Genomic DNA, 19,572 nt, shown 5'->3' with positions numbered 1-19,572 from the left:
TTTTAGAAAATCCACTGGGATTCAATTGATAAGCAACTGAAGCCGATGAATGATAATTCCAATTGAGATTTAAATATGAAAGAATTTATGAAAACGAAAATCATTCTAAATTTATTATGCATCGGATTTTCTGTTAAGGCTTATGCAGCAGATTCATTCAGTTTTGACTGTCAAATCGACTATACGCAAGACATTGTGAGTGAACAAGGTCAATATATTAGACTTGCACCTTATCAAACAAAATTTGATTTTCAAGAGTTAGGTATTACGGTCGCACCTAAAAATCACCCAGAATATCCAGAAAACTATTTAATTATCAATGAACCTCTGATTAGGAATTATAATATCGAAGTTGAGGGTGATAATTTCATTCTGAGAAGTAATGACAAAGTACTCATAAATACGAGTATTAAGACGCCTTCAGAGGGTATTGTGATCAATGCAAGTATTCAAGAATTTTCAGAATCTTACGTGCTTGTTGACTTTTTATTTTATAATCCCGAGACCATGCTAAGACAGCATGACTGGCAAATCATATTTGCTGATGTCGATAATGGGATTAATAATGATAACGTCATGAGGGCGATGGATTTTGAGCATTCATATGGTGGTTATGAATGTCTGAACGACTTGGAAGAAACAAATTTTGAAGCCTATCAGAAGTATTGGGGACACTACTAGAAGCAATACTTCAAAAGAAAGTAGAAATAACCCCAGAAAATTCTTACTGATATTTATGTATGGATAAATGAAGGATTCCAGTGTGCATGTGTTTTTAGAAAATCCACTGGAATTCAATTGATAAGCAACTGAAGCCGATGAATGATAATTCCAATTGAAATTTACAGTTGAAAAAATTCATGAAAACGAAAATTATTCTAATTGCGTTATCAATTGGATTTTCTGTTGAGGCTTATACTGATGATATCCATCAATGATGTTATGACCAATGATGGCAAGGTCGGCCGATCGTTTCGGATAAAGGAAGCGTTTTTATCGAAAAAGATGGCCCAATTTCAGTGCTGAGAAAGTGCTGAGAAAGTGCTGAAAATTGTGAGAAGGTGTCGAAAAAATGAAGGATATTTAGGGATATCATGAAGCTATATAGTACTGTTTTCTGTTTATGTCTGATTTTATTTAGCGCTACAGGTAACAGCTATCCGATTTTTTTGAAAGGGAATCATTTTGAAGATGAGTTAGTCATTCGACTCGATGCACCTGAAGTTATCAGAGGGAAGGTAGAGAAAAGAGAAGTAAAAGTTGAAGATTTTACATTCAATGTAAATAAATCCATTGATTTAACGTTAGATAGTAAACCTCATCTTTCAAAATATGAAAATGAATAATATATAAGTAAGGACGGTTTACGCTTGAGAGAGAAAGAAGACAATCAAATATCTCATGTCGTGTTTGAATCAAATGGATTGAAATTAATAGATACCGATGGTCATTTTCAGACGATTGAAAAGGAGATTTATCCAGATTTTTTAGAGTATAGCTACGATACGCTGACCAAAGCATAGATTTCATATCGCTTTGAATCGATAGTTTATATGACTGAATACGAGTACAGATAAAATGCAGAAAAATGAAATCAAACTGTGTGTAAGAACTATCGTGACCGCCTCCTTACTTATCCTCAGTATGAAGGTGAATGCTGCGTCAGATTCTGGGTGTCAGGAAAGCGATCTGAGCCTGATTCATGAATATCAGGATGACAACGATGCTGAGTTTCGGGGCAATATAGAATCGATCCAGTGTAAAACACATCCGCAGCATGAAGATATCGTGTTTGCTTCTTATATCAGGAGTCAGCATAAAACTGAGCGACATCAGAATTATTTGTGGCGTGTGTTACTGGCTGACCGGAAGACCAGGGAATCAATCGCGAGTTACAAAAATATCATCGTCGAAGGAGGCGATACACGCATCGATGAAAACAACATCATGCTGGATACAGCAAGATATTATGTGAGCGAAGAAGTCCGTGCATTAGGGGTGCGTTTACATATAGGGGATAAACCACGATGTGCCGGATTTCTGGAAAATGATTTTTTGACTTTGTTTGTCCAGAAAGGCAAAGAACTCGTTCCGGTTCTGAATAACATGCCAACCTATTCTTGGCGATTAGTTGAAGGGGATCATTGCAGTGGCGATGACGGTATGATTCAAGAGGAAACCGTTCACACCATTTTGCATTTACTGAATACGAAAACGAATGGCTACAGAGACATCCGACTTTCGAATAAAGTTGAGGATTTTACATTTGATCCGAAAGGAAGCTCAGAAGAAAAAACGAAACGAGTCAACCAAGTCGTTCGGTTCAACGGTATACGATATGAAACATCGTCGGGTGGATTCTTATTGAACGATGTTTTAGAGAGCCAATCGGCGTCAACGCTTTTGGATGAACTGAACGAAGAATCAACCGAAGAATATCAATCCCGTGTAAGTATTGATGCTGATGGTCTCTACCTTGATCAGACGATAATGAATGAAAATATCATTAAAGCAAGTACTTACGCTTATCAGGTTGCAGAAGAGAAAGCAGATGGACATCTGAAAGTCGTAAGATATACCTTTCTTTCCAGTACCAATCAGGAATGTCTCTTCAACATGAATATTGTGAACAACAGTATTCAATTGAATGATGTCATTTGTTTGAATTCATTATACGACAGAGAAAAAGAGCAATTGAATTATTATCTGTATCAGTACGATTATCATGGACTGAATCTGAAAGCATTTGATGAACTGCCGTCAGAAGAAATATTTTCTTCAAAGTTTAACCGTCTGGAGCAGTCATTTTCGAATGTCCCTGTCATGGATCAACACGGCAGTGATAAAAGCTTGACTCGAAAATGCAAGATAAAAACTGAAGTCAGGAAAAGTGGCTTTGATAGTTTTGATATCAGTAGTGTTTACTGTGATATTGAATCAAAGTTGTGACTTTTATCTTCAATGAGTGCTCTGTGTGCCACACGGCAAATGGGAAGCTGATCTCAATTTGTGGGCGTGACCAAGTGCTGATGGATCAATATGGTCGCCCTGGTCATGTTGAGCTGGCCTTGACACCTACGATGCATTTCAGCCGTCAATCTTTTGCGGGCTGGAATGAAGGGATGCTGTTGTCGTTTCAAAATCACAGCTATCAGTATCATGTATTTGGCTTTTACAGTCAGGCTCTGGAAAGAAAAGGGAATCAATCTCAAGTGACTGCAACGCATTTCCAATCCGGTATCTATGTTGAAAAAAACGGAAGGCCGCTGACGACGATTCGTTGCTCGCAGAGTTCAATCGGGATTGTGCCAGACGATCGTGAAACCGAAACACTGCTGTCTCAGTATCTTAATCTGGTACCGGCCGAATTCGATTTTGAAGTCTGGATCAATAAAGACCAAGATGCAGACGACTACGGAGAATAATGGGATGAGTCGAGTGGGTTTTCAATGCCGCTTAATTTTTGCAGGGATTCTGGCTGTGTTTGGCAGTATCTCTTCTGCGAATGCGGATGATCGGGTCAACTCCGAAGACTTGAATGCACTGTATCATCATTACTTTAATAAGTATGAAGCCAAAGATGCGGCATTGAACGAAAAATACCGGACACTTCAAACGATATTGTCTGCGGATGAGTTCTCGCAACTGAAAAGCGTTCAGCGTGCCTGGATTCAATTCAAAGAAGATTTGTGTGATCATCATCCTTACTTTGGGGATGACTTTGCTTTGTCCGAGCTGGATCCATCTGCAAAATCAATCATCTACCTTTGCCGGGCGGAAGTCACTGAAGCACGATTATTAGAGCTGGCACATAGACAGGATCTTTAGCTCTAACCCCATATTTTAGATAGAAAAAAGGCTTCACTTATGATCTGATAATCGTCGCCAAACAAACAACCAGAATCAACCGTGAAGCCGATGACGATTATCTCTTTAAAAAAGCAACTGGTGCAATTCTTCGATGCCAGTTTTCTCGAAAAAACTGCAAGAAAGTGTGGTTTTACTCAGCGGGCCAGAGCAATTCAGCCTCAACAATTGGTACTCAGCCTTCTCGCGGCTTTGAGCAAGGGCAATTGCCACGCCATTGCCGACCTTCATCGCCAGTTCAACGGGATGTGTCTGAGTGAAAAGCAAAATGTGGCTTATAAGCCTTTTCATAACCAGTTGCGAAAAGATAGTTTTGCCGACTTTATGAAAGAGCTGGTCAAATTTGCAATAGTTCAGCTGTTCCAGAAGAGTTCGCGTTCAATGCCAGCAAATTTATCTCATTTCGACGATGTTATTCTGCAGGATGGCAGTTCTTTTCGAGTTCACGACGGACTTCGTGAGGTTTTTCCAAGCCGCTTCAAAAACTATCCTGCTGCGATTGAATGTCATATGACCATGTCGCTGTTTGACCAGTCACCAAAAACGATGACAGTAACGGCAGATACAGCATCTGAGCGGACGTACTTGCCCACACCTGGCAACCTAGAGAAAAAATTGCTTTTAGCCGATGCTGGCTATGTGGATTTTAGCTATTTCGAGCAACTTTCTCGTCATAACGGCCATTTTATCGTCCGTGGCGGTAAATCACTGAACCCAACAATTGTTAGTGCCCACAATGGCAATGGTCGGCGTTTACCAAGATTAATAGATATGAAACTCAAGGATATTAGCCGAAAAACTAACCGCTCCGAAGTTCTTGACCTGAGATGCAAGCGAGGAAAGTACGAGTTCCGGGTGGTGCGTCGATGGTTCGCTGAAGAAAAGCGTTTTTGTCTGTGGTTGACAAACTTGCCGACATCACAATTTTCAGCAGACGATATCATGGCGCTCTATCGGTGCCGATGGCAAATTGAGTTGCTATTCAAGGAGTTAAAGTCGCATACGAATTGGCGTCGTTTTGTAACGGCACAAAAAGCCATTGCTGAGGGGCTGATTTGGGCCAGTTTGCTAGCGCTGATTGTTCGGCGAAGTATTGCCATAACCAGCCTGCCGTCAGTATCTGTATTAAAAGCGGCAAAAAATGTTGATGTTTGGCTACTTCCAATATTGGAAAGCTTGATGCACCAAGCAAGGTCTGAAATATCAGGGCGACTGGAATGGGCTATGGTATATATATCAATGAATGCTCGCAAAGCAGCTCAGAGAAAATCCAAGAAAGACAGAACCTTAGATGGAATTTATGAAAAGCTTAATGCTTAAGGTCCTGTCTATGAGAGCTGGCATATATTACTTCTCATGAAACGGAACTGGCTTACACCCTTTATGCATCCAAAAACAAAACACCGCAGGCATCACCAGCGGACCGGAATTCATTGTGGCAAGTCTATGCCGACAAACACTGTCAATTCTTAAGCAACTATCTGAAAGATAACCGAGCCGATTGCATGGAAAGGCAACGATTTTATTATTCAGTTTTGCAGCTTTAATTCGGGGCCTTGAAACTATGACGTTCATGATTTTGAAGAATACACTTGTTTGAAATGGAAACTGACTGATGAAAAGTACCATCCGTTTTATTTTTACGTTGTGCGTTTTATTGTTCACCGGCCACCTTTATGCGTCCGATAATCAGCCTTGTTCTGAGGCATCGAAATCAATGCTGTTACTCGACTTATCTCATCAAGGCTTCGACGATGAAACGTTTGATGCGATTGCTTGCAAAATATTGCCTCACAATCAAGAGAAAATGCTCGCGTCGTATCTGAAGAATATGACGCAAGTCGGTCACGGTGATCGATATGTATGGCGTGTATTGGTGATTGATCAATCATCCGGAAAAATCGAATCCAGCTATCGGGATGAAGTTCAAGAAGATGGTGGTATTCGAGTGAGTCCATATAGCATCAAGCTGGATACTGCCAGATATGACTTAAATGAAACAACACGAGCATTGGGAGTCCGGTTAATGATCGGCACTGCTCCCCGGTGTGCTGATTCTTCCATGACTGATTTTCTCTCGCTGTTTGTAGAAAAAGATTCAGAGCTGACGCCTGTCCTTTTGAATCTTCCCACGAATCTTTGGCAACGACTTGAAGGGGATCACTGTACGACGAACGATGATCTGCTGATAACAACACAGAGCCATGTGTTCCTTTCTTTTCTCAAGGATCAAACCCAGGGTTATCGGGACATTCGAATCACAACAAAGGTCGAAAAGTCGACTGATTACCCATTCAAGAACATCCATGAATCTGACGTCACGAAAACAGACCAAACGCTTCGTTTTGATGGGAAATTTTATCAAGCGACAGAAGTACAGCCAACTGATTCGCAATTACTGAAAGATGTCTATGAGAATCTGGATATCACCACATTCAGAAGTTCTTTGATGCCTCAACGTATAGAGAATGAAAATCGTTTTCCAGATTTTGAGAGTATTCCCAAGCCAGTTTATTCAGAAAAGATGATTGTGATGGAAAGTGAATATTGGTATTACGCTTTAACCCTCACCAAAGAGAACCATTTAGGCTATCACTTTTGTTTTGTGGATAAGTCGACCCTGGGTACTTATTTTTCGACAAGTTCCTTATTGCTGAGGAAGTATGGGAATCGCTATGTCGCATTGAATTTTGAGATAGATGCGTGTGAATAAATGATGATATTCAATCTTTGAAGGTAAATGAATTATGAAACGATTGAAATTGATCGTGCCTGCTGCCCTCTTTTTCTCCGTGTGGGGTGGTTCGGCACACGCCGCACAAACCCAGTTATGCAGTAACGCCATGATGTCGGTGTTGAAGTCTGATGCCCGTCTTCAGAATGATTCTGAATGGCGCGAGGATAACTTCAGTTCGGTTGCATGTAAGCGCTTACCGGGTACGTCAGGCATTATGTTGGGGTCATATTTTCAACGCAATTTTATTGATTCGTTCGATGGCTCATCTCAGTACCTCTGGCGCGTTGTTCTGGTTGATACAGCAGCGCAGCAGGTGGTTTCTGCTTATACCGGTTCAGTTGGCGATGAAGGGGGAATTCGGATTGATAGTGATCAGATCTGGCTTGATACGGCACGTTATTACCTGAACGATGACACTAGAGCCGTCGGGGTCCGCTTGGATATTGGCCATGCTTCCCGGTATGCCGAGGGTGGGGCGTCTGGCTATATGACGCTCTTTGTGCGCGAGCAGGAAAAGTTACAGCCTGTACTGAAAAGTTTGCCGATGAATTACTGGACGAATCAGGGAGGCCATTTTTCAGTGACCGATGAGCCTGCCCCAATTCATCAGGCCAAAGTCTATATCAATCTCGGAAATCAGCGCTCTCATGGCTACCGTGATTTAAAACTGACGACGAAAGTCAAAGATAAAACGAGTCAGCAAATGGGCTCTGATGCTTATGAAAAAGCCTGGAGTTTTGAACAGACACTGAAATTTGACGGAAAAGCCTATCAGGGATTTAAAGCATGGCCGTGATTTGCGGGACAGAAGGCGCACAGGGTTGTCTGTTGCCAGTCTTGTTTGATGCCTGTGAATTCGGGGACGAAGGATGATCTTACGTATTTTCTGGCTGGTCATTGTGTTGTTGTCAGGCCCGGCGGCAGCCCTTGATATACACACAGAGAACCGCCGCGACAATGGCGAACCCTATTGTGCGATACAGCTCAGTTCACAGGGACAAGTGCTTGAAACGCAATTATGGGGAACCTGGTGTGGCGGTGTTCAAACAGAGGCGGTGTATCGTGACAGTGAGCAACTGCAACAGCTGACTGTGATGCATGACCGGGGCAAACATTCAACCCGCTATTATATCAATACGGCCGGTCCGCTCACCATTGCTGCACAAGTGTCTTTCACCCGGCAGCAATTCCTGCCAGATTTCCGAATGCTTGAACAGCAGGTCTTGGAGCCTCTGGCTGTGGATTTGGATCGAATACGTTCCTCACGGGATGTGCATCTGTTATCCACGCTGTATCATTTGCCTCTGGATACCCGCCGCTTTTCTCCGGCTCAACTCTTTGACGAGCAACATTTTTCTTTATTGAATCGGATCGGACACGCCACCCACGCAGGCTGTCTGGATGGGGAAACTTATGTCTATCTGTGTGAGATTGGACGTGAGCGTGTGGCCAGTGTCTGTCTCCGCGAGCAAGATCAGACGCTGACTTACAGGTTTTCTAAAGCAGGCATGCAGGAACTCACAATGGCAAAAACCCTGGCCGAGCCCGGTACAATCGACTTGTCGTTCCAGCGCGGGCACTACAGGTATCAGATTGATTCACAGGCGCATCAGCTTCGGGTCAGTCTACAATCACAATTGATTTTCGAAGCGGTATGCCGGTAGTTCAGCATGAACCCAATCAAGTCCGAAGGAACAGTGAACAATTTCTCGTATTGATTGAGGAAACCCTTAAGTGTCTGCATGCTTATGTCGCTTATACCAGTAGACCCAGCGACCTGAAGTCGCTTGGGAACAGCTTTCTGGCCAATGTGTCCAGATTTGCTTTTCGGCGCAAGTCGTCATGGTGTAATTAGGTCGGATCTCTCATGAAAATCATTCGCTTGGTATTGCTGGTCTGTTTGTGGCCGGGTTTGCTTTATGCTGCCGGGCCAGACAGAGTGGCCACAATCGACAGGGCATTGTGGCCGGAAACCATCGATTCGCAGATGGCTTTTGACCGGGCTTCCGCTGCGGAAATTCTGCAGTTTGCGTATGTCATTCATCAAACCAGCCTAGCCAATGCGAAAGACATCAAAGCGCTGACGGGTGTGAAGCAAGTGAGTCTGCCTTCGGTTGAGCGCTGGCTCCGTGCCACACAGCAACAATTGGTGGTTGGTTACCAAAGTGCGACGCATCTGCCTGTTCATGACTGGCAGGGATTGGTCCGTCAGGCTCAGGCGCAATTGCCGGTTTATGACCCCCATTGGCGACAGGCCAGTGAAGCCTTTTATCACGATTATTTATTCGAGCAAATCAGACTGGCGGCATTATTTCCGCGGATCAGCAGTGAAATTCTGACGATGAACGCGAATGAAATCCGGGGTGATCATTTCGCCGATGGTGAATTTCTGCTGACCTTTGATGATGGTCCGCACCCGACCCGAACGCCGCGGTTAATTCAGGCGCTGAATCAGAAAGAGATTCAGGCGATGTTTTTTATTCTGGGTCATAAAATAAACGCCACACAGCACACAACGCTCTATCAGCAGCAATGTCTTGGCGCTCATGGCTGGCGTCACCGGGCGCATCAGGATCTGAAATGGTCTGAATCGTCGATGGCGCAAACAGAACAAGCCATGGCACCGCTGCTTTCACTGAACACGACAAAAACATTTCGCCCGCCTTATGGGATGAGAACCCCTGAGTTTTCAGACTGGCTGGCACAGCATCAGATTCAGACGTACCTCTGGAATATCGACAGTCAGGACTGGAATCGCACCCTGAATGCAAAAGCGGTGACCGATCGGGTCGTGACATTAATGCTGCTGTGGCGCAAAGGCGTGATTCTGTTCCATGACATCCATCCGCTGGCTGCGATTGCTTTGCCGGTGCTGGATGATCTCGTCACGCAATCAAACAAGCATTGGCGGCGTTGTATATAAGGAAACGGGTTGCAGTTCTGAGGATTAGCGTTGCATCACAGTTTTTATTTTCGGGGAAGTGATCATTTCCTCTATTCAAAGAAAAAGGCATGTCTGCCTGTTGATTAAAATCAGTGAGGATGGCTGGGATTTATATGGTTTTATCACGTTATCGGAACAGTTGGCGGCATATTGGGCTTCTGCTGTTTTTATTTGCATTGTCGACGCTGAGTCAGGCGGAAACCACAGAAGAAAATAAACAACAAACACCGGATGTATTGTTTGTCGGCAATGGTCCCTTAGTGCCTCAGTCGGATGACCAGTCGATTCCGGTGAACTTTATCAACCTTGAACAGGTGGATATTGAGATTCTGAAAGTCACCGAACCGGGACAATTATTCAGCCGTCATTATATTAACGACAGCATGTCCAGTTATGATCTGGACCATATCAAACACGCGTACCAAAGTGTTTTTTCCGACCGTTACACCTTGCCGCCCAGTCAGAAAGATCAGCAGACGCCTGCGCGTTTACCGATTCCGCATGCATTGCCTTCCGGCTGGTATGTGGTGGTCGTCAAAGTGCCAGGCAGCTTTTATAAAGTGAAAGCTAAACACATGCTGCTGACCGATGTGGGGATTCAGGCCCGTATTCACCAGCATCAGGCGATTTTCAGCCTGGCCAGACTGTCCACGGGTGAAGCGATCACACAGGGTAAAGTTGAGATTTACCGCGAGAACAAATTGCTGGCCAGTCAGGATGTCAATCTGAACGGTGTCAGCCGCTTCGATTTCAGCATGAAGCGTGAAGATATTGTGGTTGCTCGCGTGAAAGGGAAAGATGCTGCAGGCAAATCCAAAGAAGACATGGCGATTCTGCCCATGCGGGAATCGCCTTTAGATCTGGCCGACAGCAAAGTGGGAGGCCGTCAGTATCAGCCTGCGGAAGCCTATATCTACAGTAACCGCGATCTCGTGAAGCCCGGTGAAACCTTACCTATTAATGTGTTGCTCCGCGATATGGATGGCCGCAAGATGTCGGATCGTCCGATCAACTTGTCGGTGATGAACCCCTGGAATGAAGAAATTCTGAAAGTTCAGCTGGAGCCGCAAGCCGCTGGCTATTATTCCCGCGAACTGGCGACTGAACTGAGCTGGAAAACCGGACGTTACCGGGTTGAAGTCCGTTTGGATCCGACAGCACCAACCCCTGTCAGTGAATTCGCATTTCAGCTGGAAGAGTTTGTGCCTGAGCGTATGGATTTAACATTTGAATCGCCAGCATCTTTTGTGGTGGCGGGTCAGACCAACGATGTTCAGGTGAAAGGACGCTATTTATTCGGCAGCCCGGCTGCAGGCAATCGCCTGAAAGCGGCGGTGACTTATCAGCCGGTTCAGTCGATTCCGGGTAAATTCTCAGATTATGTGGTCGGTCAGTCCTTCAGTCTGGATACCGATTATGAGCAACTGGAAGAGCAGAAACTCTCTGACGAGGGCCTGTTACGGGTGAAACTGCCTACACCAAAACCGGCAGCACTCAAAAGCCCGGTGAAAGTCGTGGCAAACTTCAGCTTGCTGGAATCCGGCGGGGCAGCGGTTCAGCGCAAGCTGAATTACGTGACCTGGAAAAAGACGCCGGTTCCCGGAATTCAGCCGCAATTTGTGGACGTGCCTTACAACTCGGACGCCTTGTTTCATGTGGGCTTGCTAAGCAGTGACGGCCAGTCTCTGATTGCAGGTGAGCTGGAAGTCACCATGGATTACGATCAGGGGCCTTATTACTGGATTTACGAAGAAGGGATCGGTTGGGAACGCAAAAAACAGGACCGCTGGAAACAGGTGTCGGCTCAGACGATTCAGGTGAAAAATGAACCCACGCAACTGGTGTTTCCGACCACCTGGGGCGATTATCGCCTGACGGTGAAAGATACAGCCACGGATGTGACCACAGTTTATGATTTCTATGCCGGTTGGTACGACGGCAGCGAACAGCTGAAAGCCAAGCCGGATCATCTGACGATGTCGACTGACAGGAAAGCTTATCTGGCGGGTGAAACGGCTCAGGTGACGCTGACCGCGCCAGCTGCCGGAAATCTTTTACTGACGCTGGAAACGGATGAACTGGTCTGGTCCGAAAGTTATCCGGTTCAGGCGGGGGATGTCACCATTCCTGTGCCGGTTGATGCCAAACTGGCACGTCATGATCTCTATCTGACAGCGACGCTGACGGGGCGTGATGGTCAGGTGCCGAAGCGTTACTTCGGCATCCGCCCGCTGACACTGGACCGGAGCAGCCAGCAGTTGTCCGTCTCTGTGACGGTGCCGGATCTCATTCATCCTTCAGAAACGCTGTCGGTACCGGTCACCATCGACAATCTGGACGCGGCACACAGCGGTGACACCTGGGTCACATTGTCTGTGGTGGATAAAGGCATTATCAACCTGAGCCGCTTCAAACCGGTGGATCCGCATCGTTACTTTTTCGAACAGCGTCGCTACAGCGCAGATGTCGTGGATTTATATTCGCGAATGTATGACCCGCGACCGAATCCGTTTGCACAATCCCGCTTCGGAAGTGATGGCAACGATAAAACCGAGAATAAAAATGATGGTCTGGTGGAAAGTAAAACCGTCATTCTGATGAGCAAGCCGGTCCAGGTGGTGCAGGGGAAGGCCGTCATCGAGATGGATATTCCCGATTACAACGGTGAAGTTCAGATCATCGCGACCGCCTTCAACGGATCACAGGTCGGTCAGCAAGTGCTGGATAAACCGGTGAGTGCCCCTGTGGTGGCCGAACTGAGTGTGCCCCGGTTCCTGGTACCCGGTGATATTTCAACGGTGACCGTAGACCTGCACAATGTCAGTGGTCAGCCGCAGACGCTGAATGTCTCGCTGGCACTGAGTGAAGCACTGGCGCTGCAGCGTCAGCCACAGACAGAACCTTTCACCTTGCAACATGGTGCGCACTGGAGCCAGAGTTTCAGTTTCCGCGTGTCTGATGCCATGGTCAGTGACCGGGTGAATCTGGCACTGCGTGTCGGCAATGATGAGATCAACATTGACCGTGACTGGGATGTGCCGGTTCGTCCGATCATGCCATGGGTCACGCAGGTCCATTCAACGGTGCTGGAGAAAGGGGCATCTTATCAGGCGGGGGCCGGACTGTGGTCCGGGATGGATGTGGTGCAAAGCGCCATGGGTCAGGCCTATATCAGCCGGACACCCGTGCTGAGCCCGGAAGAACACGCGCGAGGCCTGTTTCGTTATCCGTATGGCTGTGCCGAGCAAACCACCAGTAAAGCCTGGCCGTTTTTGATTCAGGCGCCTGAGCTGGCGAAGTTCAAAGCGACTGTACATCAATCACATCGGCAGAACACGGATCATGAGGGGATCCCGGCAGATGCGGATCGTCAGGTGATCGAAACCTCCGTATTGCGCCTGAAAACCATGCAGGTGGGAACGGGTGGCTTTGCGCTGTGGGACAGCAGCGGCCACGAAAACCCATGGCTGACTGCTTACGTGTCAGATTTTCTGATGACAGCAGAGTCCCGTTATCAGGGGATCGTGCCAGAATCGATGCTGAGCCGGGCCAAACAACGGCTGATGGCTTATGTCCGTAATGGTTCGCTGGTCGACGGGCTGGCTTACGACGGTCAGTCTGCTGATGTTGCCCGGGCATATGCGGCGTATCTCACCAGTCAGCAGGGGATGCTGAAGTGGAGTGATCTGGATAGTATGCAACTGCCGGAATTGCCGACTCAGCTCAGTTATCTGCAACTGGCTGCGAGCTATGCCAATGTTGGCGCAAGCGAACAGGCCAAGGACATGCTTGAAGACATGAAAGCGTTCGACCGTAAGTATCGTTATTACGGCGACTATGGATCTCAGCTGCGGGATACCGCGAAGTCCGTGCTGATCCTTGACGCCATGGCGAAAGACAAAACGCTGCAAAAAGAAGCCAGAGCCTTGCAGACGGCTCAGTTAGAGCGCCTGCCGGATCTGTCTCAGAAACGCTGGATGAGCACGCAGGAACGTGCTGCGCTGGTTCAGGCATCAGCGCTGACCAGTGCTGCGAATCGCGATCAGGTGTTCAATCTGGCATTCAACGATCAAACCGTTACACAGCAGGGTATGTTCAGTCAGCCGCTGACGACGGATCTGGTGATTCGCAATTTGGATGAGCAACCGGCTTATGTAAAAGTCATGGCGGAAGGCTATCAGGTACTGGATCGGACTATCGCGAATGCTGCGAATTCGTTCAATACCCTGAAAGCAAATTCGGTAACGCGCAAATGGTATACCCCGACAGGGCAGCCGTTGTCGGGTAACCGGGTAAAAGTCGGGGAGCGCGTGGTGGTGATTCTGACCGTGAACCTGGATGAGAAACTGAATGATGCGTTGCTGGTGGACAAGATCCCGGCGGGATTCGTGCTGGAAAATCCGGCGCTGAATCAGGGACTGCCGATTGATCGAATGCTGCCTGAAGGGGTGAAGCTGAATACACCGGAACATCAGGAGTACCGTAACGACAGATTTGTCCTGTCTGGCAAACTCTACGAAGACCAGAAGTATCACTTTGGTTATGTACTCCGGGCTGAAGTTCCTGGCACCTTTGCTGTACCGCCTGTGTTTATTGAGTCGATGTACCGTCCTGAAAAACATCTGGCCTACTGGCAAACGCCGCAAACTTTTACGGTGGATAAGTAATGCGTCAGTTCGCCTTCTGAAGATGAAGTGTCTGCGGATCGCATCGGGCACAGCGCTGCTGAAACAATTGGCCGGGCTGTGTGCCGTTTTCATCATCATGGCGGGAACACTGAATCTTGTGTTCCCGCTTCCGTCGTTATATCCGGATGGTCCGGCCACGGTTGTGGTCAGCCGGGAAGGAGAATTGCTGCGATCCTTCGGTGATCGTCAGGGTGTTCATCGTTACAACGTCACTTTGGAGGCTGTCGATCCATTTTATATTCAGGCCCTGCTGAATTATGAAGATCGCTGGTTTTATCACCATCCCGGATTCAATCCGGTTTCGATTGTTCGGGCTGCCTGGCAATGGGCCAGCAATGGCCGTGTCATTTCCGGTGGTTCGACCCTCACCATGCAGGTTGCGCGGCTGATCGACCCGCACCAGCGTTCTGTTTCAGGCAAGCTGAAACAACTCTGGCGGGCACTTCAGCTGGAATGGTATTTCAGTAAGGATGAGATCCTGACGTTATACCTGAATCTGGCGCCCTTTGGCGGCAACATTGCTGGTGTCGAGGCTGCGGCAAACCGTTATTTCGGTACGTCCGCGAAGCATCTGAGTAAAAACGAAGCCGCATTACTGGCGGTGTTACCACAAAAACCCTCGCTGTACCGGCCGGATCGTTATCCAGAGGTCGCGAAGGAAATGCGCAATAAAGTATTGGCCCGCCTGACTGACAGCGGCGTGCTGCCTTCACAATCGGCGTCTTATCTGATGCAGGAAGCCGTGCAGCTTCGCCCCGCAGCCCATGCACAACTTGCGCCTCTGCTGAGCCGGACCCTGAAACAGGCCCTGCCGGATCATCATGTGATTCAAACAACGCTTGATGCCGGGATTCAGCAGCGCGTGGCCCGACTGCTGGCGAAAGTCAAACGCGACTTACCTGCGCACTCATCGGCCGCGGTGCTGGTGGTGGATAATGAAACCGCAGAAGTGCTGGCTTATCAGGGATCGGTTGATTTTCAGGATGACAGCCGATTTTCTCATGTGGATATGACACAGGCCGTGCGCTCGCCCGGTTCAGCTCTGAAGCCATTTATTTACGGCATGGCGTTCGATCAGGGATTGATTCATACCGAAAGCCTGCTCAGTGATATCCCATTTTCGTTTTACGATTACAAACCTCAGAATCTCAATGGCCGCTTTCAGGGAGCCGTCAGCGTGAGTCAGGCGCTGAAACAATCGCTGAACATTCCGCTGATTCAGGTCTTCAATGCGCTGGGTCCGGAAACGTTCGACCAGCAGCTCAGCGCTGCGGGGATTACCCTGATTCAGGACAAACCGAATCTGACGGTGGGGCTGGGCGGTACGGGGGCAAACCTGATGACGCTGGTCACCCTGTACCGTGCTCTGGCAACCGGCGGGAAAGTTGCACCGCTGACGATGCTGAAACATGCGCAACCGCAGCCAGTTACCCATGAAGAGAAGCAGCTTCTGAGTCCGGCCAGCAGCTGGATGGTGTTCAATATGCTCAGTAGCATCAGCGCCTCCGATCGTGTCGTGCCCAGGGTCCGGCGTGAAATCGCCTGGAAAACCGGAACCAGTTATGGTTACCGGGATTTCTGGTCCGTCGGTGTCAGTCCGGCGTATACCGTGGCCGTCTGGGTTGGCCGGCCAGACGCAACTCCGGTCGTCGGCTATCTGGGGGCGACCCGAGCCGCACCGGTGATGTTTGATGTCTTTGATCAGTTGCCTGAAGACCATCGCCGGCTTGAACAACCGGATACGGTAAAGCGTACACTGATTTGCTGGCCGGGTGGCCGGGCGAAAGCTGCAACTGCCGAAGAACGGTGTCTGGCCCAGAAGTATGCACTGACCCGGAACGGTATTACGCCACCGACCCTGGAAAGTCAGGGGCATTTTGTCCGGCAGGATCAATGGCCGCAATCGCTGAGTCTCTGGCAGCAGCAACACCAAATTGTCAGTTCAGCTCAGCCCGAAGCCGTCCTGAAAATTCAGTCTGTCAAAGAAGGGCAGCATTATTATCTTGGCCAGCTGGATCGGATTGCGCTGACCACAAATCGCCCCAATGCCCAGGTGTTCTGGTACGTCAATCATTTGCCATATAGTGAGAACACGCTGTCATTAAAATCCTACCGTGGCGAAGTCACACTCACGGCCTGCGAAGGGCAAACCTGTGATCAACGGCGTATTCAGGTGCATCCGTGATTGGAAGCAGTACACACTTAAATATTGCTTCCAGAACCTTTGAATATTTGACCGGAAAGGCAAGAGGCAATTGGGGGGCTGGTTCAAAAAAATGAAATTAGACCTGAAATTGTATGAGTCGTTTGACTGTCAGAATGACTGGCAGACAAGTGTAAAACACAGGATGAAGCGTGAAAATAAATGGAGCCATCAACGAACCAGAGTTGAACTGTAAGATGATTCTGGTGAATTGAGCTGATTTTCTTCAATTATTTCAGATAAAAAATAATTGTCCGTCTAGTGTGGGAGTGATAAATTCAGGTCACATTATTTAACGTTTTCTTATATACCGTCGCAAAATGTGACTGGTTCCCTGAAGGTATAAATTGATAAGCCTGTAAATAGTTGGTAAGCATGACCATTGATGAAATGATTTCGATCCTGCTCTCTTTCCCGACGAATGTTTTTTTCGTTCCCTGTGTCATCTTTTTGGTCATTATGCTGGTCGATCTGGTTTTTAATGTGGTCGAAAGTATTGCACCGGATGTTGATCTGTTCGATGCCGAAAATATTCCGGGGGCGGGTTTGATTCTGCCACCGATTCTGTCGAAAGTGCCGCTCATGGTGGCTTTGTGTGTCAGTTTCTTTGTCGGAAGTATTATTTCTTTTTATCTTGCACTGGCATTAAATGTTGTTTCAGAGGCAAGTTGGATGCTTCCGGTTGAGTTGGCGACGATTCCGTTCACGGCTTACCTGGCTCTCTTCATTGCAGCCTGGTTGCTCAAACCTTTAGCACCTCTGTTTGATAAAAAGAAAAGCTTTGCCAAGGTTGATTTCATCGGCCTGAAAGGCCGGGTTCACAGCAGTTTAGTGAATCAGAGCCGCGGCGAAGTTGTCGTTCAGCATAACGGCAGTGAATTCTTACTTGATGTCCGGGCGGTTGAGCCGGAGATATCAATGGAATATGGCGATGAGGTCATCATCGTTGCTCAAGATAAAACAACAAATCATTATATAGTAGCGAAAAATAGCTGAGCATAAGGAGTTGGCTATGCAAATATCTCCAAGCGTTATCTTTATTAGTGCTGGAGTCGGTATATTTTTACTGATCTTAATTTTTCTCACATCCAGGTATAAAAAAGTCAGAGGAGAGGGTGATGCACTGATCGTCAATGGTCTGCATGAAACCCGCGCTTCACTGACCGGTACTTTCGTCTGGCCTGTCATCAACCAGTACGAATACATGGATATCACCCGTAAAAAGATTTCCGTCATTCGCAGTGGTCGTAAAGATCAGGAAGGCGAAGAATATGAAGGCCTGCATTGCCGCGATAATATCCGCGCTGACCTGAAAGTCGATTTCTATATCGGTGTGAACCACGAAGAAGAAGATATTGTTCGTGTGGCGAAGCTGTTTACGGCGCACGAAGCTTCAAATATCGAACGCCTGAAAGAACACTTCCAGCCGAAGTTTTCTGAAGCCCTGAAGACCGCAGTGAAGCAGTTTGAATTCGAAGAACTGCTGACCAACCGCCGGACTTTCCGTGACGCTGTGGTTGAAGTTATCGGCAGCGAAATGGATGGCTTCAAAATCTATGACGTTGTGATCGATAAAATTGATCAGACTTCACTGGATGCGCACAGCCCGGATAACATTCTGGACGTTGAAGGTATCCGTAAGATCTCTATGATCACTGCGCACAAAAATACGGAAACCAACGCGATTCGTCAGGACGAACGCACAACAATCAAGAAGAAGAATGTTGAAGCGGAAGCGAACCGCCTGCAACTGGATAAACAAGAGCAGGAAAGTGTCGCCCGTGCCAAGCGTGAAATCGACATTATCAAAGCGCAGGAAGAAGCACTGTCTTCTGAGAAGCGTGAAGAATACGAGCGCGTGACGCAGCTGGCGAAGCTGGAAACCGAAGAAGAAGTTGCCAAGAAACGCGAAAGTGTTCAGATGGAAGTTGAAATGACGCGCATTGCGAACCAGCGTCAGGTTGCTATCCAGCAAGAAGAACTCAATCGTGCCGTGGAAACGGAGAAAGTCCGCACTGCAACTGAAGTTGCAGAGAAAGAAATGCATAAAGAGACCACAGTGGAAGAGTCTCTGAAAGCAGTTGCGGAAACGCGTTCTCAGCGTGTTGAAATCGAACGTAAGATTGCACGTGAAGAGGAAGAAACGGAGAACCTGCGTGTTCACGAGCAAGTAAATCGTAAGAAACGCGTAACGCTGACAGAAGCGGAAGCGCTGGCTGAATCGAAACAGCTGGAACTGCTGGTTGCAGCCCGTGCTGAGAAAGATGCAGCCCGTGAGAAAGCGGAACGTCTGTTGATTGAAAATGATGCAGCCCTGAAGATTAAGACCCGTGATGCTGAAAACGCGCTGGCTGTGAAGACGCGCGAAGCTGAAGCTGATCAGATTGTTGCGACTAAGCGTGCTGAAGCAGAATACGTGACGAAAGAGCGTGAAGCTGCAGCGAAAGAGCGTATGGCGAAAGCTGAGAAAGAAATGATCAGCTCAACTGGCCTGGCTGAAGTTGAAGTTGAACGTGAGCGCGCACTGGCGATTCGTGAAGTGGGTGAAGCAGAAGCTTACGCACTGCAAAGCGCGGGTGAAGCAGAAGCTCAGGCACTGCGTGCGAAAGGTCTGGCAGAAGCTGAAGCACAGACAGCGCGCTTCGAAGCCGCTCAGCAGTACGATGAGCACACGCGTGAGCACGATAAGTGGGTGATGCAGCTGCAACAGGATAAAGAGCTGGAAATCGCACGGATCGACGCGCAGAAATCTGTCGTGGGCGAGAACGCGAAAGCGCTGGCTCAGGCACTGTCTCAGGCAGATATCAAGCTGTTTGGTGGTGAAGGCATGGATCAAATCCGCCGGACCATCATGGATGCTGCTGCCATGGATGCGAAATTTGCAGAATCTAAAGTCCTGAACCCGCTGGTGTCTGAATATGTGGATGGCCTGCGCAGCATGCCTCAGGACATTAAAGACATCCTGGAAAACACAGATCTGAAAAGCAGCGACCTGAGCAATGTCGCACTGGCCAGCCTGCTGAATTCACAGGGCGGTGCTTCAGAGTTACTGAAGAAAATTCAGAATACCCTGAACACACAGTCCGACGAAAAACTGTAATCCTCGTCAATCATCCCACACTTCCCGCCTCTT

At 47.7% G+C, this 19,572-nt stretch carries 14 protein-coding genes; all 14 read left to right on the top strand.

Translation table 11 applies throughout. From position 1 onward, the window contains the following. Positions 1-75: 75 nt before the first annotated feature. The 14 genes from KDD30_RS21720 (at position 76) to KDD30_RS21655 (ending at position 19,539) form a co-directional block, all read left to right on the top strand. Positions 76-681 carry a hypothetical protein gene (locus KDD30_RS21720; protein ID WP_211650652.1) on the top strand — a complete coding sequence of 202 codons (606 nt, stop codon included), beginning with the start codon at positions 76-78 and terminating at the stop codon, positions 679-681. Between the two features lie 413 nt (positions 682-1,094). Beyond that, the gene (locus tag KDD30_RS21715; protein ID WP_211650650.1) at positions 1,095-1,346 is read left to right on the top strand and encodes a hypothetical protein; all 252 of its coding nucleotides are present in this window, start codon (positions 1,095-1,097) and stop codon (positions 1,344-1,346) included. Positions 1,347-1,578: 232 nt separating this feature from the next. Beyond that, positions 1,579-2,949: a hypothetical protein gene (locus KDD30_RS21710; protein ID WP_211650648.1), complete on the top strand. Its 1,371-nt coding sequence runs from the start codon at positions 1,579-1,581 to the stop codon at positions 2,947-2,949. 23 nt (positions 2,950-2,972) lie between these two features. After that, positions 2,973-3,425, top strand: coding sequence for a hypothetical protein (locus tag KDD30_RS21705; RefSeq protein ID WP_211650645.1), 453 nt, complete (start codon positions 2,973-2,975; stop codon positions 3,423-3,425). A 4-nt stretch (positions 3,426-3,429) separates the two neighbouring features. Next, positions 3,430-3,828, top strand: coding sequence for a lysozyme inhibitor LprI family protein (locus KDD30_RS21700; protein WP_211650640.1), 399 nt, complete (start codon positions 3,430-3,432; stop codon positions 3,826-3,828). Between the two features lie 90 nt (positions 3,829-3,918). Continuing rightward, positions 3,919-5,187, top strand: coding sequence for an IS4 family transposase (locus tag KDD30_RS21695; protein WP_211646538.1), 1,269 nt, complete (start codon positions 3,919-3,921; stop codon positions 5,185-5,187). A 295-nt stretch (positions 5,188-5,482) separates the two neighbouring features. After that, complete coding sequence (locus KDD30_RS21690; RefSeq protein ID WP_211650638.1) at positions 5,483-6,580, top strand: hypothetical protein; 1,098 nt, start codon at positions 5,483-5,485, stop codon at positions 6,578-6,580. A 34-nt stretch (positions 6,581-6,614) separates the two neighbouring features. Further along, on the top strand, positions 6,615-7,400 hold the full coding sequence (locus tag KDD30_RS21685; protein ID WP_211650637.1) for a hypothetical protein: 786 nt from the start codon (positions 6,615-6,617) through the stop codon (positions 7,398-7,400). A 73-nt stretch (positions 7,401-7,473) separates the two neighbouring features. Further along, positions 7,474-8,268 (top strand): hypothetical protein, encoded by a 795-nt coding sequence (locus KDD30_RS21680; protein ID WP_211650635.1) that lies wholly within the window; start codon positions 7,474-7,476, stop codon positions 8,266-8,268. A gap of 203 nt (positions 8,269-8,471) precedes the next feature. After that, the gene (locus KDD30_RS21675; protein WP_211650634.1) at positions 8,472-9,527 is read left to right on the top strand and encodes a polysaccharide deacetylase family protein; all 1,056 of its coding nucleotides are present in this window, start codon (positions 8,472-8,474) and stop codon (positions 9,525-9,527) included. Positions 9,528-9,661: 134 nt separating this feature from the next. Beyond that, positions 9,662-14,215 (top strand): alpha-2-macroglobulin, encoded by a 4,554-nt coding sequence (locus KDD30_RS21670; protein WP_211650632.1) that lies wholly within the window; start codon positions 9,662-9,664, stop codon positions 14,213-14,215. A 22-nt stretch (positions 14,216-14,237) separates the two neighbouring features. Further along, the gene (pbpC, locus tag KDD30_RS21665) at positions 14,238-16,421 is read left to right on the top strand and encodes a penicillin-binding protein 1C (protein WP_211650631.1); all 2,184 of its coding nucleotides are present in this window, start codon (positions 14,238-14,240) and stop codon (positions 16,419-16,421) included. A gap of 393 nt (positions 16,422-16,814) precedes the next feature. After that, on the top strand, positions 16,815-17,435 hold the full coding sequence (locus KDD30_RS21660) for a DUF1449 domain-containing protein (RefSeq protein ID WP_211650630.1): 621 nt from the start codon (positions 16,815-16,817) through the stop codon (positions 17,433-17,435). A gap of 16 nt (positions 17,436-17,451) precedes the next feature. Continuing rightward, positions 17,452-19,539: a peptidase gene (locus KDD30_RS21655; protein WP_211650628.1), complete on the top strand. Its 2,088-nt coding sequence runs from the start codon at positions 17,452-17,454 to the stop codon at positions 19,537-19,539. The last annotated feature ends 33 nt before the right edge of the window (positions 19,540-19,572 follow it).

The organism is Photobacterium sp. GJ3, assembly GCF_018199995.1.
GTDB lineage: Bacteria > Pseudomonadota > Gammaproteobacteria > Enterobacterales > Vibrionaceae > Photobacterium.
The sequence above is the reverse complement of the archived record's forward strand: the minus strand, read 5'-3'. Positions and strand labels throughout refer to the sequence as shown.